This window comes from Ectothiorhodospiraceae bacterium 2226 (assembly GCA_013348725.1).
GTDB lineage: Bacteria > Pseudomonadota > Gammaproteobacteria.
This window is the reverse complement of record CP054689.1, coordinates 1,689,483-1,713,277: the sequence shown is the minus strand read 5'-3', so window position 1 is coordinate 1,713,277 and position 23,795 is coordinate 1,689,483. Positions and strand designations below refer to the sequence as shown.

Here is a 23,795-nt window from a genome sequence, read left to right as displayed (position 1 = left end):
GCACTGGATGTCTCAGACCCTCCCCCTGGTTCTTATGCGCGCCGCGGCACTGTGTTGAACGTCGTCACAATTCTGCGGGCATGCTAGTTAGCGTAGCACCCAATTTCGCCACGTCAGGCACCCCGCGCTGCGGCTTCAGGCGAGCTGCTCGTCCAGCAGTTCCAGCCAGTGGCGCACCGGCAGCTCGGTGGCGGCCGCAAGGTGGGTCAGGCAGCCGATGTTCGCGGTGGCGATGACCTCCGGCTCGCCGCTTCGAAGCGCGGCCAGCTTGTCGGCACGCAGGCGCTCGGCAAGCGTCGGCTGCAGCAGGGAATAGGTCCCGGCCGACCCGCAGCAGAGATGGCTGTCCGGCACCGGCGTGAGCGCAAAGCCCGCCGCCCGCAGCGCCGCCTCCACCTCAGCGGCGCGGCGCAGGCCGTGCTGTAGCGTACACGGGGCTTGGAAGGCCACCCGCGGCCGGGGGCCCGGCCGCAGCGCGAGCCCCGCCACCGCCTCGGCGCCGATCAGCTCGCCCGGGTCGCGCAGCAGTTCGCTGATGCGCTGCGCCTTGGCGGCATAGGCGATGTCGTGGCGCAGCAGCGTCCCGTAGTCCTTGACCATCACCCCGCAGCCGCTGGCGGTGACCAGCACGGCCTCGGCGCCGGCCTCGATATGCGGCCACCAGGCGTCGATGTTGGCGCGCGCGTAGGCCAGCGCGGCCTCCTCCGCACTCAGGTGATGGCTGAGCGCGCCGCAGCACCCGGCGCCCGCCCGCACCACGCTGATCCCCAGACGATCCAGCACCCGCGCCGCGGCCGCGTCGATGTTCGGCGCGAGCGCCGGCTGCACGCAGCCCTCTAGCAACACCACCTTGCGCGCATGCACCGCGCTAGGCCAGTCGGCGGCGCGGCCGGCGGCGGGCGCCGCGGGCACCTTGGCCCGCATGCGCGTCGGCAACCAGGGCCGCAGCCAGCGCCCCAGCGTCAGCCCGCTCGCGACCAAGCGCCGGCGCGGCAGCAGGCGCCGCAGCAGCGTGCGCTTGATGCGCGTGCCCAGCGGGCGCGGCACCCGCGCTTCCACCACCTCGCGGCCGATGTCGAGCAGGCGCGCGTAGCGCACCCCCGAGGGGCAGGTCGTCTCGCAGGCCCGGCAGGTCAGGCAGCGGTCCAGGTGGCGCTGCGTGCGTTCGGAGACCGCCTCCCCCTCCAGCGCCTGTTTGATCAGGTAGATCCGCCCGCGCGGGCCGTCCAGCTCGTCGCCCAGCAGCTGATAGGTCGGGCAGGTGGCGGTGCAGAAGCCGCAGTGCACGCAGGCGCGCAGGATGGCCTCCGCCTCCTTGCCCTTGGGGGTGTCCTTGATGAAATCGGCGAGACGCGTCTGCATTCAGAGATCCGGGTAGAGGCGGCCGGGGTTGAGGATCTCGGCCGGGTCGAGCGCGGCCTTCACGCGCCGGTGCAGGGCGGCGAGCGCCGTCGGCAGGGGTTGGAACGGCTCGGCGCCGCGCCATCGGGTCGCATGGCCGCCGGCGCGCAGCGCCGCGGCGCGCACCTGCTCGGCGGACGCGCTGCCGCGATACCAGCGCTGCGCCCCGCCCCACTCGTACAGCCACCGGCCCTCCAGCGGCAAGACGGGCGTGGCGGGCGGCACCGACAGGCGCCACAGCGGCGTGCCGCCGCGGAAATAGCCGTGGGTCTGCTCGCGCAGACCGCGCCAATAGGCCTCGGCGTCCGGCACCGGCTCGCCGCCGAGCCGCCGCGCGGCCGCCTGCACGGCACTCGGCGCCCCCGAGAGGCGGAAGCTGAGCGCCTCGCCGTCGTAACAGGTGGCACTCAGCGGCAGCGGCCGACCGGCCCATTGGTTCATCAGCTCCAGCGCCTCCTCCGCCCCGGCCGGACGGCGCAGGGTGCGCTCCTCGGCCGGGCGCGGCAGGACCTTCAGCGAGAGCTCGAGCAGCACGCCTAGCGTCCCGTGCGCGCCGCACATCAGGCGCGCGAGGTCGTAGCCGGCCACGTTCTTCATGACCCGCCCGCCGAAGCGCAGCACCTCCCCCCGGCCGTTCACGATCACGGCACCGAGTACATGGTCGCGCAACGCGCCGGCATAGGGGCGGCGCGGGCCCGACAGGCCGCAGGCGACGGTGCCGCCGAGCGTGGCGCCCGCGCCGAAGTGCGGCGGCTCGAAGGCCAGCATCTGCCCCTCGTCGGCCAGCGCCGTCTCGAGTTCCGCGAGTGGGGTACCGCTGCGCGCGGTCACGGTGAGCTCGGTGGGCTCGTAGTCGACGATGCCCCGGTGCGCGGCGAGCGACAGCGGCGCGCCCTGCACCGCCCGTCCCAGCGCGGCCTTGGTGTCACCGGCCACCAGCCGCAAGGCGTTGCCCTGCGCGGCCGCCTCGGCGACCCGCGCCGCCACCTCGGCGGCGAGATCGGCATCGGCGGCGCGCATCAGAAACGCTCCAGTTCGGGGTGCGGCAGGCGCCCGCCGTGCACGTGCATGGCGCCGAACTCGGCGCAGCGGTGCAGGGTCGGCACGGCCTTGCCGGGATTCAACAGGCCCGCAGGGTCGAAGGCCGCCTTCACGGCATGGAACTGGGCGAGCTCGGGCGGCGCGAACTGCACGCACATCTGGTCGATCTTCTCCATGCCGACGCCGTGCTCGCCGGTGATGGTGCCGCCGACCTCCACGCACAGCTCGAGGATCTTGGCGCCGAAGGCCTCGGCGCGCGCGAGCTGCCCCGGCAGATTGGCGTCGTACAGGATGAGCGGGTGCAGGTTGCCGTCTCCGGCGTGGAACACATTGGCCACCGGCAGACCGAACTCGCGCGCCAGCGCGCTGATGCGCGCGAGCACCTGCGCCAAGTGCTTGCGCGAGATGGTGCCGTCCATGCAGTAATAGTCTGGCGCGATGCGCCCCACCGCCGGAAACGCCGCCTTGCGCCCCGCCCACAGACGGGCGCGCTCCTCGGCCGAGCGGGCGGTGCGAAACTCGGTCGCCCCGCAGGCCTGGATGAGCTGCTGCACTTGGAAGATCTGCTCGGAGACCTCCTCGTTGGTGCCGTCGAGCTCGCACAGCAGAATGGCCTCGGCCTGCGGGTAGCCCGCGTGCACATAGGCCTCGGCCGCCTGGATGGCGAGCCGGTCCATCATCTCCAGGCCGGCGGGGATGATGCCGGCCGAGATGATGCGCGCCACCGCGGTGCCCGCCTGCTCCACGCTGTCGAACGCGGCCAGCACCACCTGGGCGCGCTCGGGGATCGGCAACAGCCGCACCGTCACCTCCACGATCACGCCGAGCAGCCCCTCCGAGCCGTGCATCAGCGCGAGCAGATCGTAGCCCGGCCCATCCAGGGCGGCGCCGCCGAGCTCCAGCAACTCGCCCTCCAGCGTCATGACCTTGAGCCCCAGCACGTTGTGCACCGTGAGGCCGTACTTCAGGCAGTGCACGCCGCCGGAGTTCTCGGCCACGTTACCGCCGATGGTGCAGGCGATCTGCGAGGAGGGGTCGGGCGCGTAGTACAGCCCGTGCGGCTGCGCGGCCTGTGAGATGGCGAGGTTGCGCACCCCGGGCTGCACGCGCGCCACGCGGTTCCGCGGGTCGATGTCCAGGATGCGACTGAAGCGCGCCAGCGAGACCACCACCGCGTCTGGCCGCGGCAGGGCGCCGCCCGAGAGCCCGGTCCCGGCGCCGCGCGCGATGACCGGCACCCGCGCCGCGTGACACACGCGCAGCACCGCGCGCAACTGGTCGAGGTCTTGCGGCAGAACCACCGCCCCCGGCAGCGCGCGGTAGGCGGACAGACCGTCGCACTCGTAGGGGCGCAGTTCCTCGGGCTCGGACAGCAAGGCCTCGGCGGGGAGCGCCGCGCGCAGGCCCGCCAACACCTCCGGCGCGAGACCCGCGGGCGGCGGCTGACTGTGGTCGTGAGCGTGCGTCATGGACGTCTTGGCCGAGGGCGAAAGGGGAAACTAGCTTAGCACGCGGGCCCGGTGCGGCTCAGGGGCGCGCGGCCCGGGAGTCAGGGCTGGAAGCGGTCTCGAACGGGCGGATGAGGCGCCGCACCACGTCGTATTCGGCATCGTCGATCGGCGCAAAGCCGGTGTACTCGGGGTCCATCGCCGCTACCACCGGGACATGGGCGGGATCGGCCACATCCAGTGCAAGGAACGCCGCGCGCAGCCGCGCCACCAACGCGGGATCGAGGCCGGGGCGCGCGCTGATGTTATAAGGCGGCAGCGCGGGCGAGGCGTAGAGGATGCGAATGCCGCGCGCCTCCCAATCGAACGCCATGGTGTCCTTGAGGATGCCGGCGTCGAAGTCGCCGGCGATCACCCCGCGCACGATGTTGTCGTAGTGCCCGATGAACTTGTAATCGGCGAACTCCTCCAGCGCGAGGCCGGCGCCGACCACCACCGCGCGCTGCAGGACCGCGCCACGATCGCCGAACGCGAACACCTTGCCGCGCAAGTCATCGACCTCGCGAATGAGGCTGTCCTCACGCACCACGATCATTAACTGAAATGAGGCCTTGCCCTGGGTGACGGTCTTCACCACCAATTCGGCGCCACGCTCGCGCGCCCGCAGGTAGGCCACCGGGGTGAGGTAGGCCAAGTCCACCGTGCCGGCGGCGAGGGCGTCGATGGCATCCTCCATGTTGGGCGAGAGACGCAGCGAAACCGGCCGCTCGACCGTCTCGCTCAGATAATCGGTGAGCGGCAGCAGACGCCGGTGCATGATGGCGGGGATATCCATAGCGACGGATCCGAGCACCAGCTCCTCGCGCGGCGCCTCGGCGCGGACCCCGAATGGCGTGAGCAGGACGAGCAACAGCAGGAGAATGAGGCGTCGCGTCGCCATCAATCGGCCCGCACGTCGTGCGTGCCGGCCGAGGTCACGCAGTCCCGGCCTTGCTTCTTACTCAAATACAGCGCCGCATCGGCGCGCTGATAAAAGATATCCGCCCGCAGCGTCGGCGTGTCCGCCGGCACGGTCGCCACACCCGCGCTGATGGTGATGCCCAGCTCCCCCTCCGGCAAAGCAAACACGCGCTCGGCCACTGCGGCGCGCAACTTCTCCGCGAGGCGCATCGCTTCGGCCTCCGTGGTGCGCTTGCACAGGGCGCTGAACTCCTCGCCGCCGATGCGACACAACACGTCCGTCTTACGAAACTGCTGACGCAGCAGCTCCGCCAGCCCCTTCAATACAGCGTCGCCGGCGGCGTGTCCGTAGGTGTCGTTGATGCGCTTGAAGTGGTCGATGTCGATCAGGACGAGGCTGCTCTGGTCGCCGTAGCGATCGCACAGCGCGAGCTCGGTCTCGAGGATCTCCTCGAAGTGGCGGCGGTTGTACAGGCCGGTTAGCGCATCGGTGATCGAGATGCGCTTCAGCTCGGCGTTCATGCGCTGCAGTTCCTGTGCCTGGACCGTCAGCTCGCGGTTGCTTTGGCGCAGGCGCTCGTCGGCGGCGGCGATGCGCGAGCGCAGGCGACGGTTGGCACGATTGAGCTGGTCGGCGAGGCGGTTGAACTGCGCGGCCAGCACGCCGAACTCATCCCGCGACACCTCGGGCAGCTTGGCGATGATCGCGCCCTCCTCGTCCAGCCGGCCTGCCAAGGCATTCGTCATCCGCCGCGCGGGCCGCACGATGATCAAGGACAAAGCGATGAACTCGGCGACCGCGATCAGCAGGATGATGACCGCCTCGCGCTGCAACAGTGCAACGGTCTGTGCCTGCAGGCGACTGACAGTCGGCTGGGCGCTCAAGTGGAGCTCCAGATGGCCTAGCGGCATGCCATCCAGCACGATCGGCTCTTCGAACAGCAGCCGCCGCTGCGCCGGGTCGCGGCGTAGTCCGGCCTCGGCCATGGTGTTGCCGCGCGCGCCGACCACGCGCGCGTAGTCCACGTCGGCCGTCCCTGTAACGGAATCGAGGAGGAGTTGCAAGGTGTGGTAGTCGTAGCCGACCACGTTATACGCGAGCGACTTGGCCACGAAGCGACTGATATCGGCGCCGCGCTGCTCGGCCTCGGTCCATACATCCTCGCGCGCCTGTTCGAGCGCCCACCAGCCGCTGACGGTCATGGCACCGAGCAGCACGCTCACCAGGATGAGGATAACCTTCTGCCGAATGCCGAAGCGCGGATGGACGCGGGTCACTCGATTCGGCGCCGCCATGGCTCGCTACGGCATTGCCCGCGCGAGGGCGGGTGAATGCAGGCTGTGCGGCGCCGCTGCGCCGGACTTTGTCGGGTTCAAGTACGCCACCGATGTCCTCGCTAGCCCGCCGAGGCGGCAGCTGCGCCTTGGGAGTGCTGCACGCCGGCGCGTACGCGCCTCGGAGCGGGGGAAAGGTCAAGGGATCACTTTAACCCGCCGCGACGGCTTTGCACAGCCGCGGCAAGGCCTTGAGTTTGCTCGCAGTTCCGCGCGAGTGAAAGCGAAAGCCACGTTCTTCGCTAGCGTTGGGCTGAGAAACCGAGCTGGATTTATTCAGATCTTCTCTAGCGGGCGCCGCGTAGCAGGCGCTCGCTGATCTCCGCTACGTGCCGTCCTTGGAAGCGCGCGATGTCCAGTTCCACCTCGCTGGGCCAGCGGCTGCCGTCGTTCTTGGCGATAGTGGTGGCGCCGTAGGGCGAGCCGCCCGCCATCTCGTCCACGTAGTTCAGGCCGTCGCAGGTGTACGGCACGCCGACCACAATCATCCCCTGATGGAACAGCGTGGTATGGATCGAGGTCAGCGTGGTCTCCTGTCCGCCGTGCTGCGTGGCGGTGCTGGTGAACGCGCTGCCGACCTTGCCGACCAGGGCGCCGCTGGCCCAGAGATTCCCGGTGCGATCGAGAAAGTTGCGCATCTGCCCGGCCATGTTGCCGAAGCGGCTGGAGGTGCCGAGGATCAGCGCGTCGTAGTCCCCCAGCTCGTCGGGCTCGGCCACCGGCCAGCTCTGGTCGGTCTTGGCGCCGATACGCTGCAGCGTCTCGGCGGGCATCACCTCGGGTACGCGCTTGATGGTGACCTCGGCGCCCTGCACCGCGCGCGCACCCTCGGCCACCGCCTCGGCCATGCGCTCCACGTGTCCCCAGGTGCTGTAATACAGAACGAGTATCTTGCTCATGCCGTTGTCTCTCCATCCATGGACGTGCACTAAGCAACCATTGTAGATAAGTGTCGCGGGGTGGCCGCACTTGCGCCCGCCCCACGCGCGCGCGACCATGAAGGCGACGCGGCCACGGGAGGGGTCACATGAGCGACTTCAACGTGTTGGGGCGGCCCGTGCGGGTCGAGCTCACGCCGGCCGCACAAGCCACGCTCGCCGAGCGGCGCGCGCCGCTGGCGGTGGAAATGGAGCTCTATTTCAGCTGCCTGATCCGCAAGGCGGTGCGCTTCGCCGACGCCGCGCCCGAGGACGCCGCCGAGCAGGGCCTGGTGTTGCGATTTCGGCCGGTGATGAGCCAAGGCTGCCCGGTGGACGCGGGGACGCCACCGCTGGTGGCCATGCCTATCGCGGGCGACCCGGCGCGCTTCGTGCCGCACTGGCTCAAGCTGGACTACCGCGGCGGTACTTGGCAGGGCGAGTTCGGCTATGCCGCGCGCACCTGAAGCGCCCGCCGCCGCACCGCCCTTCGTACGCCCCGGCGCAGCGGGTGTGGAGCTGCACCTCAAGGTGGTGCCCGGCGCCTCGCGCACCGAGCTCGCGGGAGCGCTGGGCGCTCACCTCAAGGTGCGCGTGGCGGCCCCACCCGAAGGGGGCAAAGCGAACCGCGCGGTGCTCGCCCTGCTGGCCGAGCGGCTCGGCACCAAGGCGCTGGAACTGGTGGCGGGCCACAGCCATCCCGAGAAGGTGGTGCGCGTATGCGGTTGCGCGGCGCTCAGCGCGGCGCAACTGGCGCGCCTGAGCGAGCGGCGCGCGCGCCGCTCGGCGTAGAATGACCGCCTGAACAAGAACAACGCCCTGCCGCGGAGGCTACCCTTGTCCATGCTCAACCGGCGCACCGGCCTCAACTCGCTCAAGATGGTGGAGCACGCGGCGCTCGTGATCATCGCGCTGGCCACCGTCGTCGCCATCATCCAGGAGGTGGTGGTGATGATCGAGCAGCTCGAGGTCCGCCTGGCCGACCTGCTGCTGCTGTTCATCTACCTGGAAGTGCTCGCCATGGTCGGCATGTACCTGCGTTCCGGGCAGCTGCCCGTGCGCATGCCGATTTATATCGCCATTGTGGCGCTGGCGCGCTACTTGGTGCTGGACATGAAGGGCATGGATTTCTGGGAACTGGTGGGGGTCACCCTGGGGATCCTGCTGCTCGCGGCGGCCGTGCTGGTCATCCGCTACGGTCACGTGCGCTTCCCTTACGAGAGCTATACGGACGAGGCGCCGGCCGTCAAACCCCCCGAACCGCCGCAGCGGCCCGGCGGCTGATGGCGGGCGGCCGTCCCTGGCCGCCCCCTTGCCGGGCCCTTAGGCCGCGCCCTTGCCGGTGAACTCCGGATAGGCCTCCAGGCCGCACTCCACCAGGTCCATCCCCTCGTATTCCATCTCCGGGTCGACGCGAATGCCCATGGTCGCCTTGAGGATGGCCCACACGATCAGACTGGCGACGAACACGAAGCCGAAGATGGCCAGGATGCCCACGATCTGCCCGAAGAACGTGGCCTCCGGGTTCGACAGCAGCACCGCGAGGATGCCCCAGATACCCACCGTGCCGTGCACCGAGATGGCGCCCACCGGATCGTCGATGCGCAACTTGTCGAGCCCCACGATGGAGAACACCACCAGCACGCCGCCGATTCCGCCGATGATCGCGGCGAGCAGCGCCGAAGGCGTGTCGGGCCCCGCGGTGATGGCCACCAGGCCCGCCAGCGCGCCGTTCAGGATCATGGTCAGGTCCGCCTTACCGAACATGAGGCGCGCGGTGATGAGCGCGGCAATCACGCCGCCCGCGGCCGCGAGGTTGGTGTTGACGAACACGCTCGCCACGGCGTTGGCCGAATCGACATCCGACACCTTCAGCTCGGAACCGCCGTTGAAGCCGAACCAGCCCATCCACAGGATGAAGGTACCCAGCGTGGCGAGCGGCAGGTTGGCGCCGGGAATCGGGTGCACCGCACCATTGGGGCCGTACTTGCCCTTGCGCGCGCCGAGCAGCAGCACCCCGGCCAGCGCGGCGGTGGCGCCCGCCATGTGCACGATGCCCGAGCCCGCGTAGTCGGCGTAGCCGAGTTCGTCCAGGAAGCCGCCGCCCCAGCTCCAGTAGCCCTGGATGGGATAGATGAAGCCGGTGAGGATCACCGCGAACACCAGGAAGGCCCACAGCTTCATGCGCTCCGCCACCGCGCCCGAGACGATCGACATGGCGGTGGCCACGAACACCACCTGGAAAAAGAAGTCGGCCATGTTCGAGTAGTAGGGCGCATCCTCGCCGCCCGCCGTGACCTCGGCGACGCTGTTGTCACCGCCGATCAGGAACGACAGGCCGGGGATCACCGCGCCGCCCTCGCCGTACATGATGTTGTAGCCGACCAGCATGTACATGATGCAGGCGACCGAGTAGAGGGCGATGTTCTTGGTGAGGATCTCGGCGGTGTTCTTCGAGCGCACCAGCCCCGACTCGAGCATGGTAAAGCCCGCGGCCATCCACATCACGAACGCGCCGGCGATGAGAAAATAAAAGGTGTCGAGCGCGTAGCTCAACTGGGCGAGTTGTTCTAATGCTTCCACGTTTTTGTCCTCCGCCGGTTACAACGCGTCCGCGCCGGTTTCGCGCGTCCGGATACGAATTGCCTGCTCGAGATCGAACACGAAGATCTTGCCGTCGCCGATCTTGCCGGTCTGCGCCGCCTTCACGATGGCCTCCAGCACCGAGTCGACCTGGCTCGTCTCCACCGCGACCTCGAGCTTCACCTTGGGCAGAAAATCCACCACGTACTCGGCGCCGCGATAGAGCTCGGTGTGACCCTTCTGCCGCCCGAAGCCCTTCACCTCGGTCGCCGTGATGCCCTGCACGCCGATGTCCGACAAGGCCTCGCGCACGTCGTCGAGCTTGAAGGGCTTGATGATCGCCACCACCATTTTCATGACTCACCTCCTGGGGCCGGCGGCGCGGCCGGTCGGGGATACGAGGGGGACGCCGCGCGGGCGCCGTGTAAGACTTCGTCGCTGGAACACATCGCTGTTTCGCACCTCTGCTGTAAGGGGGCCGCGGACGGGGGCCACACCCGGGCAGAGCAGGCACCGTGCCAACCAAGGAATATCTTGTTATTTCGGCGGCTTGCGAGCGTATCGGCGGCGCGCCTTGACACCCGGCGCACCGTCATGCACCGCCCGTTGCCGCAACGCGCACCTATTTGGTGCATGGAGCCAAGGCGCGATGCACCACCGCGGACGCGGTACACTCAGGACATGCGAAACAGCCGGATAGAAGGAGACAGGCAATGGATTTGAAGATGTTTGACGACCTGGCGCGGCGGGTACTGCAAGCCGTCCCCTCGGGGGCGGAGCTCAAGGCCGATGTGGACAAGAACGTGCGCCAGGCGCTGCGCAGCGGCCTGGCCCAGCTCGACGTGGTCACCCGCGAGGAGTTCGACGTGCAGATGGAAGTGTTGGCGCGCACCCGCGCCAAGCTCGAGGCCTTGGAGGCGAAGGTGATGGAGCTGGAGGCACGGCTGCTTCCGACCGCGGCTCCCAACAAGAGCACCAAGACCTCGGGCAAGGCGGCCCCCAAGGCCGCCCCCAAGTCCGATAGCTGACCGCCGGGCGGCGGAGCTACACGCGTGACGCTCGCCGTCAGCTACGGCCGCGCGCTGGCGGGCGTGCAGGCGCCGCTGGTCAGCGTGGAGGTGCACCTGGCCAACGGGCTGCCCAGCCTGTCGATCGTGGGATTGCCCGAGGCGGCGGTGAAGGAGAGCAAGGACCGCGTGCGCGGCGCCCTGTTGAACTGCCGTTTCGATTTCCCCACCCGACGCATCACCATCAACCTCGCGCCCGCCGACCTGCCCAAGGAAGGCAGCCGCTTCGACCTGCCCATCGCCATCGGCATCCTCGCCGCCTCCGCGCAGATTCCCAGCGAGGCACTGGAGCACTACGAGTTCGTGGGCGAGCTCGCGCTCGGCGGCGCGCTGCGGCCGGTGGCCGGTGTGCTGCCCACCGCGCTGCACGCGCGCGACGCCGGGCGCACGCTGGTGGTGCCGGAGGACAACGCCGCCGAGGCCACCCTGGTCGAGGGCCTGAAGGTGCTCGCCGCGCCGGACCTGCTGGCGCTGTGCGCCCACCTGAACGGCCTCGGCGAACTGGCCCCCGTGACGCGTAGCGAAGCGGCCGCGCCGCCGGCGCTGCCCGACCTGCGCGACGTGCGCGGCCAGCCGCACGCGCGGCGCGCGCTGGAGATCGCCGCCGCCGGCGCCCATCCCCTGCTCATGCTCGGCCCGCCCGGCACCGGCAAGACGCTGCTCGCCTCGCGCCTGCCGAGCATTCTGCCGCCCATGAGCGAACAGGAGGCGCTGGAGTCAGCCGCGGTGCGCTCCCTGAGCAGCCAGGCGTTCCGGATCGAGGCTTGGGCCCAGCGCCCGTTTCGCGCCCCGCACCACACCGCCTCCGGCGTGGCGCTGGTCGGCGGCGGCACGCAGCCGCGCCCGGGCGAGATCTCACTCGCCCACCACGGCGTGCTGTTTCTGGACGAACTGCCGGAGTTCGATCGCAAGGTGCTGGAGGTGTTGCGCGAGCCGCTGGAGAGCGGCAACATCACCATCTCGCGCGCCGCGCGCCAGGCCGAGTACCCGGCGCGCTTTCAACTGGTGGCCGCGATGAACCCCTGCCCCTGCGGTTATCTCGGCCACCCCAGCGCGCGCTGCCGCTGCACCGCCGAGCAGGTACAACGCTACCGCGCGCGCATCTCCGGTCCGCTGCTCGACCGCATCGACATGCACGTGGAAGTGCCGCCCGTGCCGCCCGGCGCGCTGCACGCCGCCGAACCGGGCGAGGACTCCGCCGCCGTGCGCGCCCGCGTGATCGCGGCCCGCGCCCGCCAACTCGCCCGCGCCGACAAACCCAACGCCCAACTCGAGGGCGCCGAAGTGGAACGCCACTGCATCCTCGACGGCAGCGACCGCGCCCTGCTCGACAGCGCCGCCGACCGCCTGGGGCTGTCCGCGCGCGCCTACCACCGCATCCTCAAGGTCGCGCGCACCATCGCCGACCTCGCCGAGGCCGAGCACATCGAAACATCCCACCTCGCCGAGGCCATCGGCTACCGGCGGCTGGACCGCACCGCACCCTAAGCCAGGTCCGAGTGACTCCACGCGAAGCGAGGGGCGTCGGTTTGCCCTTGCTTCGCCGGCGCGTCCTGCAATGCGTCTAGTGGCCCACGCCTGCAGGCGCGGTTTCGACCACCAGCGCCCGATAAGCCGCCGACAGCGCCACGACCTCCAGCACAACCAGCGGCGCGGCCAGCACGGCGGCGACGAGCGCGGAGTTCGCGGCGGTCGCGACCACGGAAAACGCGAGCGGCAAGACGGCCACGACGAGGACCAAGCGCCAGCCATTGCCTGCGCTTCGCGCCCATGCCCAGCCGAAGTCCACAGGCCTATCCAGGGCGACGGCCGGAAAGATCAGACTCAACCGCGCCAAGAGGTATGCGGCGGGGAGTACGGCAACCACGACCATTAACTGAAAAGGACCGCTAGGAACGACCCACATGATCGCCAGCCCCAACATCGCAAGCAGTAAGCCGAGCAACGCCACCTGAAAGTAGATGACCAGCAGCCAGCCGAAGAACCGCGTCTCCCGCCACGACCAGCGCAGGGAAGCCTTGGCCATCTGCTCCTCATCCTTGGCCAGCACCAAGCGGTGAGTCCGAACGGCAATCACTACAAAGAGCGCCCACCACGCGACGGACAGGACCACAGACCGCCATCCCCCAAGGGCATGCTCGGCCCACTCCACCACGAGGTCCATCACCACCAACGCGACCACGGGCGCGGCGAGCACGCGCACGAACGCAGCCCGGTTTCGCCACGGGATCGCGACGGTCGCGCGGAGCACGCGGCGCAGCGCGAGCTTCGGCGGCATAGGCGTGGGGACGTTCAGCCCGTCGCCCTCTGCGCCTCGTACAGGCGCGCGAGCAAGAACACCACCAACGCGAGCACCCCGAACGTCGCCCCGAACAGGGACCACAACGCACGCGAGCCCCCAACCTTGCGGGCGGCCTTCAGCAACCACAGAGCCACCGCGAGGTTCACAAGCAGACCGAGCGCCATGCCGCCGGTGGTCAACACGCTGAGCGTTTCAGCGGGCGAGAGCCCCAGCAACCCATCGCTCGCCAGGACATGCCTGAACCCACCCGCAACCAGCGCGTGACCCAGCGCCTGCAGGATCGCCAGGGGCACAATCCACACCAGCAAACGCTCGAGTTCCTTCATCGGCCGCGCGCCGACCGGAACCCCGCCGTCAACCGACTACTCCTTCGGCCGCGCCCGTCGACGAAGTCGCTGACGACCTGCACGTGCTCGCCAAGGTTCTCGTGAAACCGAAGGGGGCGTCGCGCTCATCGGCCACGGCACCGACCAGCATATTCTTCAGGTGGCGGCGCGTGGCGAACAGAAGCACCACGCTCAGCACCGCGAACCCGGCGAACTGCGCCGCCGGCGCCTCGACCACGCCCGTCAGCATCAACAGCCCCACCTCGATGGCGGCGATGCCGATAAACACGGCGACGACCTGCGTTGCTACCAGCTCCGCCAAGATCAGCAAGATGCCGACCACGATCCAGATCATCTCGGTATTCATCACGCCCCCTTCGGTACAGGCGCGCGTCCCTGCGGCCGACAAAGCGGACCTTCGAGCAAGGTCCGCAAGCCCTGCTGAAAAAGGCGCGACGCACCCTTCTTCAACAGCGCGCTAGCGTACCCCAAGCGCCGCATCGGCGTCACCGTCGAGACGCAGCTTGGCACGCCAGACCGAGCAGAAGCGCCGGATGTGCGGAATGCTGGCGGCCGAGCTTACGTCTGCCTGCGATCAAGAGGGGGAATTAACCAAAGGCGCTGCCCGGCAGCGCCGGCATGGTGCGTGCGATCTGCGTCGGTTCTGTAGCGGACCGGGACTTCGTGCAAGTTGCGGGCGCGCGCTCAGGCCAAGCTTCGGGCTTCTTCGCCTGCCCACTGCTCCGCCTACTCTTGTTCTACGAACATCCCTTCCCGGAACTGGCCCCGAAGCACCTTGCCATCTGAGAAGGTGTAAGTCCCGCGGCCGTGAAACTGCCCTTCACGGAACTCTCCCTCGTACTCATCGCCCTCGGCTTGCACGAGCGCCCCTTTGCCGTGAGGGAGACCCTGCAAGAACTCTCCCATGTAGATATCCCCGTTCTGGTACGTGAGCGCACCATGTCCCTGCCAGAGACCAAGGTGATACTCCCCTTCGTAAACGAGCCCACCGGGTCCTTCGTACCGCCCCCATCCGTGCGCAAGCCCGTGCTGAAAAGAGCCCTTGTACACGCCGGCGTCCGCAAACCCCTCAACGCCTTCACCATGGGGTAGCCCGTCAACAAACTCGCCTGTGTAATACCCTCCAGCGGGAGACTTCTCCGTCCCGCGCCCGTGCGCAAGCCCGTCCTTAAACGTGCCCGTATACGACCATCCGTTGCGCAACGTATAGCTTCCCTCTCCATGCTTCAATCCGTCCTTAAACCCTCCCTCGTACCGGGCCCCGTCGCGCCACGTTAAGATCCCAAGGCCACTGAACAGCCCGTTCTCTAACTCGCCGGCATAGACCGAGCTGTCCGGCAGGCGAATTCCTGATTCCTGTGCACTGGCCATCTCGGCCGTACCATGCGCAGATGCAACGAGCGCGATTAGCATCCACAATACCCTCTCATGGCCTACACGCTTGAGCCGACTCCATCCGCTCCTGCAACCACCTTCTGTATTCATTTTCATGCCTCAGGTCAGGGAGGTTCTCGAGATTTCTGTGCAACACGGTATCAATGAGGATGCGATCCCGCCTTAGCTGCTCCTGCGACCGCGGGACGTATCGGTTGAGGAACTCAGCTTTACGGGCTGCTGCCTCACGGTCACGGTGAAAATTGTCTGATCGAAGTACCGGCCCGCGGCGCGCCGTAGAATTGTATGCCTGAGGGTTCGACCGGCCACCCGTGCTCCGCTGCCCCCTCTGCCCCTCGGGATCGACATATCCAATTGGCGAGCCTCCCACATAGGCATAGAAATTCAGGCCTCCTCCGAGCCCAATTGGATCCCGCGACACAAACCGCTTCAACACCGGATCGTAATAGCGCGCCCGGTAGTAGTACAGCCCCGTCTGGTCGTTCTCGCGGCCGGTGTATTGGAGCGGGTTGTCGCTCGCCTCACCTGCAGACAGCACCTCGCCGTAGGGGCTGTAGTGGTAGCGGGTGCTCACACTGCCGTCCTCGTCCGTCAAGGCAAGCACACTGCCCAGCAGGTCGGTCAGGTGCGCGCGGTCGCCTTCTGCGCTGTAGCGGGCTAGCACCTCGTCGATCATCAGTCCGGTGTGGTAGACGGCGCCGAGCGCGCCGCCCTGCAGCTCGGCCACGGCCTGCAGGCCATCGTAGAGGTACTGGACGCTGTGCCCGTTCACGGTCTTCTCGATGCGCCGCCCGGCGTGGTCGTAGCGGAACGCGGCGTAGCCGTGGGGGCCTTGGATGGCGATCAGGCGGTCGCCGGCGTCCCAGGTGTAGTAGACACTGCCCGCGTCGGTCTCGCGCTCGACGAGGTTGCCGTTGGGGTCGTAGTGCAGCGCGTGGCCGTTGAAGTGGGTCAGGTCGACGCGGAAGGTGGCCGTGAAGAGGCTGTCGGCGACTGAGTTGGCATGCCGTGACGGCACCTGATGCACGCGCCGACCAGCGACCTAACATTCAATCAAATAACGCGGGGCTTCCTTCGTCAGCCCACGCTACGCGGGCTGAACCTGTTACTAAGCGGGCTTAAATATGCCAGTGCTAGAATTGCACCATCCATCATCGAAAGAACCGACTCCAGAAAGGCAATACCTTCAATAGTCACTACCGTCCCAGAAACAAGCACCATTACCTGTGAAATTACAATCAGAAGAGTGAATATCGCACGGGCAATCGCTTGAAAGAAAAGCATTCCGATTGAGGATAGAACAAAGCCGACGTATGTCACCGCATCAAAAATGAGAAAGAATGTTGAATGCTGCTCATGGGGAAACACCGCCCCATACCCTCCGTAAATAACAAGCATTTCTACTACATTCTCATCCATCCATAAATAACTGAAATATGGCGAGAACCATACAAACGTGTACAGAAATACAGAAGCAAGCACAAGTTGCCTAAACACTTTGTCCACAACGGCAGCGTGTTCCAAGGTCTATTCAAGTAAATTGTTATCGGCACTCAACCCGACAACTCGTCATATAAGGCGTTCCTGAAGCAGGGCATGACATTAAGCCCGCGCGATCACAAACTACCTTACAGTTTTCCCCAAAATCAATATTCTTATAGAAATGATGCCAGTCAGACGGCGAGGGTAGTATATCTGCAATAGAATACTCTTGTCGCGGCACCTTACTGACTGGCTCAAGCTTCCTTTCAATCTGTCGCTGGTAGTGTCGAATTATGCTTTGATTTGTCCCTCTGCTCCTAAGACCATCCGGATCAACAAAGTTAATTGGATCGCCCAACACATACCCATAGAAATTCAAACCTGCTTCAAGCCCAATTGGATCCCGCGACACAAACCGCTTCAACACCGGATCGTAATAGCGCGCCCGGTAGTAGTACAGCCCCGTCTGATCGTTCTCGCGGCCGGTGTATTGGAGGGGGTTGTCGTTGTCCTCGCCTGCGTGGTGCACCTCGCCGTACGGGCTGTAGTGGTAGCGGGTAAGGAGGCTGCCGTCCTCGTCCGTCAGGGCAAGCACACTGCCCAGCAGGTCGGTCAGGTGCGCGCGGTCGCCTTCTGCGCTGTAGCGGGCTAGCACCTCGTCGATCATCAGTCCGGTGTGGTAGACGGCGCCGAGCGCGCCGCCCTGCAGCTCGGCCACGGCCTGCAGGCCATCGTAGAGGTACTGGACGCTGTGCCCGTTCACGGTCTTCTCGATGCGCCGCCCGGCGTGGTCGTAGCGGAACGCGGCGTAGCCGTGGGGGCCTTGGATGGCGATCAGGCGGTCGCCGGCGTCCCAGGTGTAGTAGACACTGCCCGCGTCGGTCTCGCGCTCGACGAGGTTGCCGTTGGGGTCGTAGTGCAGCGCGTGGCCGTTGAAGGTGGTGAGGCGATTGTCGGCGTCGTAGGTGGCCGTAAAGGGGGTGTCGGCGACCGTGAGGCCGTGGCTGTGGCGGCGCTGGATGATCCGGCCGCTGGGGTCGTAGCCGTACTCGATGGCGTCGACTTCCTGACCTTCCGCGAGATAGCGGATAGCGGTCAGGCGGCTGGCGGCATCGTATTCGTAGGCCTGGGTGAGTCCGTTGGGCAGGTGCTTGTTGTTGAGCCGGCCTGCGGCGTCCCAGTCGTAGCGCGCGGTGCGCCCGTTGTGCGTGATGTGTGTCACGCGGCCCGCGCCGTCGTAGCTGAAGGCGGTGATCTCCGTCCCGTTGATGCGTCGTTCGGCGACTTGATCGGCGTCGTCATAGGCGTACTCGATCATCCCGCGGTCGGAGATCTCCCGCACGAGCCGATCCAGATCGTCGTACTCGTAGCGGGCTTCGCCGCTTTCGTTGTCGAAGACGTGCGCGAGGCGCCCGGCCGCGTCATAGACGTAGATGGTGGTCCGTCCGTCGGGATACGACGCCTGCGTGAGGCGGTTCATCGGGTCGTACTGGAAATGCGTGCTGCGGCCCTGCGGGTCGCGGTAGGTGGTGATGTTGCCCACTTGGTCGCGCTCGTAGTGCCAGGCGTTTCCGGCGGCGTCGCGCCGTTCGATCAGGCGGTCGAAGACATCGTAGGTATTGGTCTCGATCAGGGCGCCGCTCGGGTTGCGCACTGTGGCGAGTTTGTGGCGCGGTGTGTAGGTGATCGTGGTGATGCCGCCGCGGGCGTCCTGGATCTGGATGAGGCGGTCCAGATCGTCGTAGGTGTAGCGCGATGTGTGGCCGAGGGGGTCGGTCTCGGCCACCAGACGCCCGGCGGCGTCGTGCGCGAAGCGCCAGGCGTGTCCAAGGCTGTCCGTGAAGGAGGACAGGTATCCGCGCTCGTCGTACTGGAAGTGCAAAGCGTTGCCCAGCGGGTCGGTGGCCTGCGTCATCAAGCCGCGCGAATCGTATTGGTACTCATGGACGTTGCCGAGCGGGTCGACGGCGCGTCGCAGGGCGCCGTCGCTCGTATAGTCGAAGCGGAAATCGCGGCCCGCGGTGTCGACGATGCGTGTCGGTTTGTCGAAGCGGGGGTGATACTCGAACGAGGCGACGCGGTCACGCACGTCGCGTATGCCCGTCACGTTGCCGCGCTCGTCGTGCGAGAGGTAGGTGGTTCTGCCGGTGGCATCGCGCCGCCACAGGGGCACGTTCCGCGTATTGTCGTAGCGCGTCTCGGTCACGCCGCCGAGGGCGTCGGTGACGCGCGTGATGTAGCCTTGCCCATTGAACCGATACGAAGTGATATGACCCTTCGGGTTGCGCACGGTGGTGCCCATCACGGTGCGGCCGACCAGCTGATACTCGAAATCGTAAAGCACCGAAGAGGCGTCGCCAGAGGGAAGTCGCTGGCTGATCACCCGGCCATCATCGTCGTATTCATACCGCAGGGGACGGGCGGCGGGGCCGCCCGTTTGGTTGATACGGCTCGCGGCGTCCCAATGGTAGGTGGTCGTCTGGCCGAGAAAATCCGTAATGCTGCGCAGGCGTCCGAGGTTGTCGTAGTCGAACGCCTGCACGCGGCCCAGGGGGTCACGAATGGCCGCCAGTCGGTTGATCGACTCGTAGTCGAACCGGTAGCGCTGGCCGGCCGGGTCACGGATCTCCAGCAGGCGCCCTGCGCTATCGGCGCTGTCGCGCACGAGGGTGGTACGGTTGCCACGCGCATCCACCATCGCCGTGAGCAGCCCGTTCGTCACCCCGATGCGGCTGAACTCGAACCGTCTTCCATCGGGAAAGCGCAGCACCGTCTGACCATCAAGCACCGTCGCTTCCATGCCAAGGCCAGCCGCGCGCCCGGAGGCGGCGCGGTAGGCGCCGTCCGCGCCCCTGCTAAGCGTGTACCGGATGCCTTGCGGCGTGACGACGGTGGCGGCGGCGCCGGCAAGAATCATGCGCCATTCATAGCTCGCCCAGGTGCCGAGGCCCAGCGGTCCGTCGCGGCCGGTCATGCCCGAGTAGCCGAATGAAAGCTCGGCGGAGAACGGGCCATGCGTACGAAGACCCTTGTCCCGTAGGAGCGACCCAATGCCGCTGGCAAGGTCTACGGGATTGCCGCCGGAAGGCCCACATCCGTCGCCGCCCGGGGCATCGTCGGGCGGCGACGGCGGGCTGGGGAAGGACGCGCCGCAGCAGAACCTGGGAATGCCTACGCCAGGGTCGGAGACAATGCGCTTGCCGTCTTCCGAGACCGTGCCCTGACCCATGATGCGCCATTGGTTCGAATCGGGATCCGGTTCCGGCGTCTCGTCGTAGTACCAAAGGTCCGCCTTCTCGCCCGGCAGCAGGCCGACGTCGTTCGCCATCGTAACGGGGATCGGGACTGTCGGCTCCGCGCCGCCCGCGCGGAAGAAGTAATAGAGATAAACACTGCGTGTGGTGACACCCTCCGGTACAGGGCGGATCGGAAGTCTGTCGGGTGGACTCACCCGGACATTGATCTTATCGATGGGCGTGCCGTCCCATCCCCAAAGCACCGCCCCCTCCGGGATGCGTAGCTCATAGTTCTCGAGCGCGGGATGGGTGACGCTGGCCGCCTGGCCGGGGGCGATCTCCGTATAGGAGGTGGCGTCCACCGCGGATAGATAGCTGGTGATGGCGCGGTTGGCCTTGCCGGGCTCGATCATGACCGGCATGACGATGCTCGATGCGTAGTGCACGGCGTCGGTGTTGCGCGTATGGCCGTCGATCAAGATCACCTGGTCGCCGGTAAGCTGGGGCTCCAGGAAGAGGTAACGCCCGCTCGCGTCGGTCACCGCGACCTCCTCGCCAAGGCGGATGAGGGCGCCTTCGAATGGCGTGTCGTCGTCGGCCTGCAGCACGCGGCCTGTCAGGGTGGTCGTACCGGGCGGAAGCAGCGCCACCTCGACATCGAAGTGCCGGTGCACGAGCCGCCCGTCGATGAGGCCCGACGCGGTCACGGTCACTTGATATGTTCCCGGCGCCACATCGCCGGAAGCTTGCAGGGTGATGACGGTCGGCTGATGGAGGGACAGCTGCCCGTGACTCAGATGTGGCGTCAAACCTGCAGGCAGACCTTCGAAAGAAAGATCCACCAGATGGCTGTACTCGTGCGCGCCCAAACTCTCCAGGAGGAGCTGGAGGCTTCCGTCGCCGCCGGCGGGCACGGTGAGCGAATCCGCGGACGGGACCACGTCGAAAGACTCTCGTGCCTGCAGGAGGAACTCGTCGTCAGAGGTGGCGCTTCCTCGGGAGGTGGAAACGGTAATCGGTCCGCTGACCGCCGCAAGCGGGACCACGACGCGCAGCTGCTCGCCGCTGGCGGAGGCCACCACGGCAGAGGTGCCGGCGAAGCGCACGGTGTTGGCACCCGGCTGAATCGCGTCGAAGTTGCTACCGCGGATGGTGACCAACGTCCCCGCCGATCCGCTTTGGGGAGAGAAGTCCGCGACGGTCGGCGCGCCGCCGGAGACAGTGAGGTCGGCAACGTTCGAAGCGCCGCCACCGGGCGGCGGATTGACCACCATCAAGGGCAGAGTCCCGGTATCCTGCCTCAGACGGGACGGGATAACAGCTTCCAGCATGTGTTCGCTGACATAGACCGTTTCGAGGGCTTCTGCGCCCGCATACACGTTCGACTCCCCGATGAACCCACTGCCTGAAAGGGCGATACTGACCGGTATCTCGCCGGTTTCAATCTCCGAAGGATGGAGGGCATCGATTACAGGAACCGGGTTGGGCGCACGCACCGTCAGGACGAGCGCATTCGATGGTGCGGGAACCGGGCCAGGATTCTCGACGCTGACATTCCGCACGCCGGCGGTAGCGACCGCGTCGGCGGGCACCTCTACGGTCAAGTACGTCGCGTCCATCCAGCGAGACGCCATGCGCTCTTCGTCGAGCATTACTTCCGCCCCGTCGACGAAGCCGCTGCCATGGAGGTGCAACTCGAAGGGCTGGGCGCCCTCCAGAACCTCGTCCGGATCGATCCACGACAGGGACGGCGCGCGGCTCGGCAGTGCGAGCGACACGACCCGGTGATGCTTGTGACTCACGGCGAAAAGGGCCTGGTTGTAGCGCGCCGAGACGCCAACGCCCACCCACTCGGGAAGTTTGCCGTAGGCGTGAACGTCACCGGTCTCCAGGTCGAGGACCGACACGTACCCACCGCGCTCATCCAACAACAGCGCATAGTTGCCGCCGGCAAAAAGGATCAGATCGCTTACCTGGTGGGCTGTATCATACGAGCGCATCACCTGGCGGGATGCCAGGTCCAACAAGTCCACACGGCGCGCGTCACTGACGGCCATGACAGCTGCCTGCTGCGTGTCGCTGACCGCTATGGCCGCATATCTTTCGGCCAGGGCGGTCCTGACGTCGACCGTTTGCGTCGCGATGTCCACGACGACAATTCGGTCGGCAAGCCGCGCTCCTCCTCGGGGCCGCTCGAGCAGTAGGACTTTGCCGCTTTCTGGGTGGACATCGAAGTGCTGGAGCGTTCCGTCCAGGCGCAACTCCGACACGGCCATGCCGGAGACGGCATCGACGAAGAAGATGGTGCGCCCGTTGCGCCGCGGCGCGACGACCATGCCGCGCTCCGGATCGAGCCTCAACATCGGCGCTAAGGGCGCAAGCTTGAGCGGCGGGTGAATGGGTTGGAGATCCTGGGCGCTGACGAAGTGGATGCGGTTGCCTTGATCGGCAATGACGAAACTACCGCGGCCCCTATCGGCGACGGCCGCCAGTGCGGGACTGCCCGCCCAATCCACGGACGTGCCGGCGTCAGCGCTTAGATCAACGAGGTGAACACGCTCGTTCGCCAGCACCAGGGCCCGTTCTCCAGGCTGATCGAGGGCGAGCCCTTTCAGCGGCTCCGCGAACGTGGCGACGAGCTGCGCTTCAGGCGCCAACGACCAGCCAGAAGAACCGGCGAGCACCGCGACTGCGGCCAGCATCAGCACTGCTAGCCTGCGCCAGGCCCTCTGCATGCAAGTACGCCCCACCGACATCGTAAGCCCTCGCTAGCTGTGGTCGGACTCAGGTGCCGCGGGCATCGCCGGCAATCGGCCGGGAAGCGCATACTCCTTTCCCGAAACCGTGATGAGCGTGATGCTCGAGCCGCCGTCCGAGGAGGTGGCCAGACGCACCTGCTCCACACGTTCGCCACTCGCGAAGGGTGCAAGCGCGTCGCCCACCGACGCGATCACCGTGTAAGTCGTCTGGGCGGTCAAGGTGCTGGGGCCATCGGGGATGTTGACCGACACGCTCGCCGTCGCACTGTCGGTGCTACCGGTCAGTGCCGGGCTCACGACAGTGGTACTAGGGCCATAGGCGGGCGTGACCGTGAGTCGCACCGTGTTACCCACTGGAACTCCGGTGGTAGCGAAAGCGACGGTTACCGGATTGGGCGCGTCGGACGGCAGTGTCACGTCGGCGTAGCCGGTCGGAAATTCCGGGACTTCGACGCCGGCCACGCTGTGGATGCGCAACGATGGCAGCCCGGCCACGAACACGGCCGTGGGCTGAGAGAAGCTGAAAGGGGGTGTCGTAGCCGCCGTGCGATTGAACACCTCCGCTTCGAGACGGACACGCCCCACGCCGCCGTTGCCACCCCGCATGTATGAGGTGCTTACACCAGATTGGCTGGTTTGCGCGCCGCTCTGCCCGCCGCGGGCATCTATAACGCCATTCCCGGTAATCGCCGTGGCAACGATGCGAATCGCCCCGCCGCTGCCTGCGCCGCCCGTTCCGCCGACCCCGGCGCCGGCAGCGGCCCCGGAATTGCCGCCGACGGCGAGGATGCGCCCCGATACGGTGACCGTGCCGGACGCGGCGATCAGCAACCCGCCGCCTCCGCCGCCGCCGCCGGAGCCGTGGAACAAGCTTCCCCCCATCCCGCCCCCGCCGCCGGATCCACCGATGAGCGGCAGAAGAAGTTCCGAGCCGTATGCGCCACCCCCGGCCGCTTGGGTCGCGTGACTGCTGAGCTGTGCGGCCCGCGCGCCAGCCACTCCATACCCGCCGCCACCGCCACCACTCGGAACCCCGTAGGCGGAGTAGTACCGGCCTCCTTGGCCACCGCCGGGGCCAAGCCCGGACCCTCCCCGCCCAGCGAACGAGGGATCAATCTCGCCCCCGCGGCCTCCCGCGAATCCACCCGGTCCCGCTTCCCCCGGCAGCCCATCGTCGCCGATATTGCCGTCACCGGCAGCGCCCACGGCAGTCGACCAACGACCGGAGACGCTGACCGTCCCGGCGATGTTCACATCGCCCGCCACCAACCACGTTACCGGTGTGTTGGTGGTGTTCTTCTCGAAGGTAACGGTCACGTCGGCGGGGATATTGACGTTGGTGAAATTGAACACCCCGCCCGGCGGCAACGCGAGTCGGGTGTTCACCGTGGGGTTGAAGGCGCCGTCTGCGCCGGTACTCCCGCTCTCGAAGGCCGACGCCGTCAGCGGCATCATGAGCAGCGCGACCGCTGCCGACCACTTGTAGCGATTGTAGGTTGTGGCAGTTTTCATGGTTCCTCTC

General features: G+C 67.2%; 21 protein-coding genes and 1 other gene. 5 read left to right on the top strand and 17 right to left on the bottom strand.

Annotation, left to right across the window (positions count from 1 at the left end; all coding sequences use genetic code 11):
• Positions 1–135 precede the first annotated feature (135 nt).
• The 6 genes from glcF to wrbA all read right to left on the bottom strand — a co-directional run bounded on the left by glcF (position 136) and on the right by wrbA (position 7,084).
• Positions 136–1,362, bottom strand: coding sequence for a glycolate oxidase subunit GlcF (gene glcF / locus HUS23_08215; GenBank protein QKT03803.1), 1,227 nt, complete (start codon positions 1,360–1,362; stop codon positions 136–138).
• Positions 1,363–2,421 (bottom strand): glycolate oxidase subunit GlcE, encoded by a 1,059-nt coding sequence (gene glcE / locus HUS23_08210; GenBank protein QKT03802.1) that lies wholly within the window; start codon positions 2,419–2,421, stop codon positions 1,363–1,365.
• Positions 2,421–3,911, bottom strand: a complete 1,491-nt coding sequence (locus HUS23_08205; GenBank protein QKT03801.1) for an FAD-binding protein — start codon at positions 3,909–3,911, stop codon at positions 2,421–2,423. The genes glcE and HUS23_08205 overlap by 1 nt, the downstream gene beginning before the upstream one ends.
• A gap of 58 nt (positions 3,912–3,969) precedes the next feature.
• On the bottom strand, positions 3,970–4,830 hold the full coding sequence (locus tag HUS23_08200) for a PhnD/SsuA/transferrin family substrate-binding protein (GenBank protein ID QKT03800.1): 861 nt from the start codon (positions 4,828–4,830) through the stop codon (positions 3,970–3,972).
• Entirely contained in the window at positions 4,830–6,146 is a 1,317-nt protein-coding gene (locus HUS23_08195; protein ID QKT03799.1) for a diguanylate cyclase, read from the bottom strand. The genes HUS23_08200 and HUS23_08195 overlap by 1 nt, the downstream gene beginning before the upstream one ends.
• Positions 6,147–6,472: 326 nt before the next feature.
• Positions 6,473–7,084 carry an NAD(P)H:quinone oxidoreductase gene (gene wrbA / locus HUS23_08190; GenBank protein QKT03798.1) on the bottom strand — a complete coding sequence of 204 codons (612 nt, stop codon included), beginning with the start codon at positions 7,082–7,084 and terminating at the stop codon, positions 6,473–6,475.
• Positions 7,085–7,212: 128 nt separating this feature from the next.
• Here wrbA and HUS23_08185 point away from each other — a divergent pair, with 128 nt between their 5' ends.
• From HUS23_08185 to HUS23_08175, 3 genes are read left to right on the top strand one after another with little or no spacing between them, the layout of a single operon-like run.
• Positions 7,213–7,569, top strand: coding sequence for a hypothetical protein (locus tag HUS23_08185; GenBank protein QKT03797.1), 357 nt, complete (start codon positions 7,213–7,215; stop codon positions 7,567–7,569).
• Positions 7,553–7,894 (top strand): DUF167 domain-containing protein, encoded by a 342-nt coding sequence (locus HUS23_08180; protein QKT03796.1) that lies wholly within the window; start codon positions 7,553–7,555, stop codon positions 7,892–7,894. The genes HUS23_08185 and HUS23_08180 overlap by 17 nt, the downstream gene beginning before the upstream one ends.
• 51 nt (positions 7,895–7,945) lie before the next feature.
• Positions 7,946–8,386, top strand: coding sequence for a phosphate-starvation-inducible PsiE family protein (locus HUS23_08175; protein QKT05014.1), 441 nt, complete (start codon positions 7,946–7,948; stop codon positions 8,384–8,386).
• A gap of 39 nt (positions 8,387–8,425) precedes the next feature.
• Here the strand turns inward: HUS23_08175 and HUS23_08170 are convergent, their stop codons facing one another.
• Entirely contained in the window at positions 8,426–9,685 is a 1,260-nt protein-coding gene (locus tag HUS23_08170; protein ID QKT03795.1) for an ammonium transporter, read from the bottom strand.
• 18 nt (positions 9,686–9,703) lie between these two features.
• Entirely contained in the window at positions 9,704–10,042 is a 339-nt protein-coding gene (locus HUS23_08165; GenBank protein ID QKT03794.1) for a P-II family nitrogen regulator, read from the bottom strand.
• Positions 10,043–10,398: 356 nt separating this feature from the next.
• Between HUS23_08165 and HUS23_08160 the strand changes: the two genes are divergently transcribed.
• Entirely contained in the window at positions 10,399–10,713 is a 315-nt protein-coding gene (locus HUS23_08160; GenBank protein QKT03793.1) for an accessory factor UbiK family protein, read from the top strand.
• A 24-nt stretch (positions 10,714–10,737) separates the two neighbouring features.
• Positions 10,738–12,240 carry a YifB family Mg chelatase-like AAA ATPase gene (locus HUS23_08155; GenBank protein QKT03792.1) on the top strand — a complete coding sequence of 501 codons (1,503 nt, stop codon included), beginning with the start codon at positions 10,738–10,740 and terminating at the stop codon, positions 12,238–12,240.
• A 76-nt stretch (positions 12,241–12,316) separates the two neighbouring features.
• On the opposite strand, the gene HUS23_08150 is transcribed toward HUS23_08155, so the two are convergent.
• Complete coding sequence (locus HUS23_08150) at positions 12,317–13,030, bottom strand: hypothetical protein (protein ID QKT03791.1); 714 nt, start codon at positions 13,028–13,030, stop codon at positions 12,317–12,319.
• 14 nt (positions 13,031–13,044) lie between these two features.
• The gene (locus HUS23_08145; protein ID QKT03790.1) at positions 13,045–13,380 is read right to left on the bottom strand and encodes a hypothetical protein; all 336 of its coding nucleotides are present in this window, start codon (positions 13,378–13,380) and stop codon (positions 13,045–13,047) included.
• Positions 13,381–13,408: 28 nt separating this feature from the next.
• Complete coding sequence (locus HUS23_08140; protein QKT03789.1) at positions 13,409–13,747, bottom strand: NfeD family protein; 339 nt, start codon at positions 13,745–13,747, stop codon at positions 13,409–13,411.
• A 380-nt stretch (positions 13,748–14,127) separates the two neighbouring features.
• Positions 14,128–14,307: gene (locus HUS23_08135) on the bottom strand.
• Positions 14,128–14,814 carry a hypothetical protein gene (locus tag HUS23_08130; GenBank protein QKT03788.1) on the bottom strand — a complete coding sequence of 229 codons (687 nt, stop codon included), beginning with the start codon at positions 14,812–14,814 and terminating at the stop codon, positions 14,128–14,130. Before HUS23_08130 ends, HUS23_08135 begins: the two co-directional genes overlap by 180 nt.
• Positions 14,815–14,827: 13 nt before the next feature.
• Entirely contained in the window at positions 14,828–15,823 is a 996-nt protein-coding gene (locus HUS23_08125) for an RHS repeat-associated core domain-containing protein (GenBank protein ID QKT03787.1), read from the bottom strand.
• A gap of 50 nt (positions 15,824–15,873) precedes the next feature.
• Positions 15,874–16,302 carry a hypothetical protein gene (locus HUS23_08120; GenBank protein ID QKT03786.1) on the bottom strand — a complete coding sequence of 143 codons (429 nt, stop codon included), beginning with the start codon at positions 16,300–16,302 and terminating at the stop codon, positions 15,874–15,876.
• Between the two features lie 37 nt (positions 16,303–16,339).
• Complete coding sequence (locus HUS23_08115) at positions 16,340–22,216, bottom strand: IPT/TIG domain-containing protein (protein ID QKT03785.1); 5,877 nt, start codon at positions 22,214–22,216, stop codon at positions 16,340–16,342.
• 66 nt (positions 22,217–22,282) lie between these two features.
• Entirely contained in the window at positions 22,283–23,785 is a 1,503-nt protein-coding gene (locus tag HUS23_08110; protein QKT03784.1) for a hypothetical protein, read from the bottom strand.
• Positions 23,786–23,795: the final 10 nt, after the last annotated feature.

What these genes read in the sequence shown, in the direction of transcription:
- glcF (QKT03803.1), bottom strand. Translation starts at nt 1,362, where the DNA reads ATGCAGACGCGTCTCGCCGATTTCATCAAGGACACCCCCAAGGGCAAG.
- glcE (QKT03802.1), bottom strand. Translation starts at nt 2,421, where the DNA reads ATGCGCGCCGCCGATGCCGATCTCGCCGCCGAGGTGGCGGCGCGGGTC.
- HUS23_08205 (QKT03801.1), bottom strand. Translation starts at nt 3,911, where the DNA reads ATGACGCACGCTCACGACCACAGTCAGCCGCCGCCCGCGGGTCTCGCG.
- HUS23_08200 (QKT03800.1), bottom strand. Translation starts at nt 4,830, where the DNA reads ATGGCGACGCGACGCCTCATTCTCCTGCTGTTGCTCGTCCTGCTCACG.
- HUS23_08195 (QKT03799.1), bottom strand. Translation starts at nt 6,146, where the DNA reads ATGGCGGCGCCGAATCGAGTGACCCGCGTCCATCCGCGCTTCGGCATT.
- wrbA (QKT03798.1), bottom strand. Translation starts at nt 7,084, where the DNA reads ATGAGCAAGATACTCGTTCTGTATTACAGCACCTGGGGACACGTGGAG.
- HUS23_08185 (QKT03797.1), top strand. Translation starts at nt 7,213, where the DNA reads ATGAGCGACTTCAACGTGTTGGGGCGGCCCGTGCGGGTCGAGCTCACG.
- HUS23_08180 (QKT03796.1), top strand. Translation starts at nt 7,553, where the DNA reads ATGCCGCGCGCACCTGAAGCGCCCGCCGCCGCACCGCCCTTCGTACGC.
- HUS23_08175 (QKT05014.1), top strand. Translation starts at nt 7,946, where the DNA reads ATGCTCAACCGGCGCACCGGCCTCAACTCGCTCAAGATGGTGGAGCAC.
- HUS23_08165 (QKT03794.1), bottom strand. Translation starts at nt 10,042, where the DNA reads ATGAAAATGGTGGTGGCGATCATCAAGCCCTTCAAGCTCGACGACGTG.
- HUS23_08160 (QKT03793.1), top strand. Translation starts at nt 10,399, where the DNA reads ATGGATTTGAAGATGTTTGACGACCTGGCGCGGCGGGTACTGCAAGCC.
- HUS23_08150 (QKT03791.1), bottom strand. Translation starts at nt 13,030, where the DNA reads ATGCCGCCGAAGCTCGCGCTGCGCCGCGTGCTCCGCGCGACCGTCGCG.
- HUS23_08145 (QKT03790.1), bottom strand. Translation starts at nt 13,380, where the DNA reads ATGAAGGAACTCGAGCGTTTGCTGGTGTGGATTGTGCCCCTGGCGATC.
- HUS23_08140 (QKT03789.1), bottom strand. Translation starts at nt 13,747, where the DNA reads ATGAATACCGAGATGATCTGGATCGTGGTCGGCATCTTGCTGATCTTG.
- HUS23_08130 (QKT03788.1), bottom strand. Translation starts at nt 14,814, where the DNA reads ATGCTAATCGCGCTCGTTGCATCTGCGCATGGTACGGCCGAGATGGCC.
- HUS23_08115 (QKT03785.1), bottom strand. Translation starts at nt 22,216, where the DNA reads ATGCTGGCCGCAGTCGCGGTGCTCGCCGGTTCTTCTGGCTGGTCGTTG.
- HUS23_08110 (QKT03784.1), bottom strand. Translation starts at nt 23,785, where the DNA reads ATGAAAACTGCCACAACCTACAATCGCTACAAGTGGTCGGCAGCGGTC.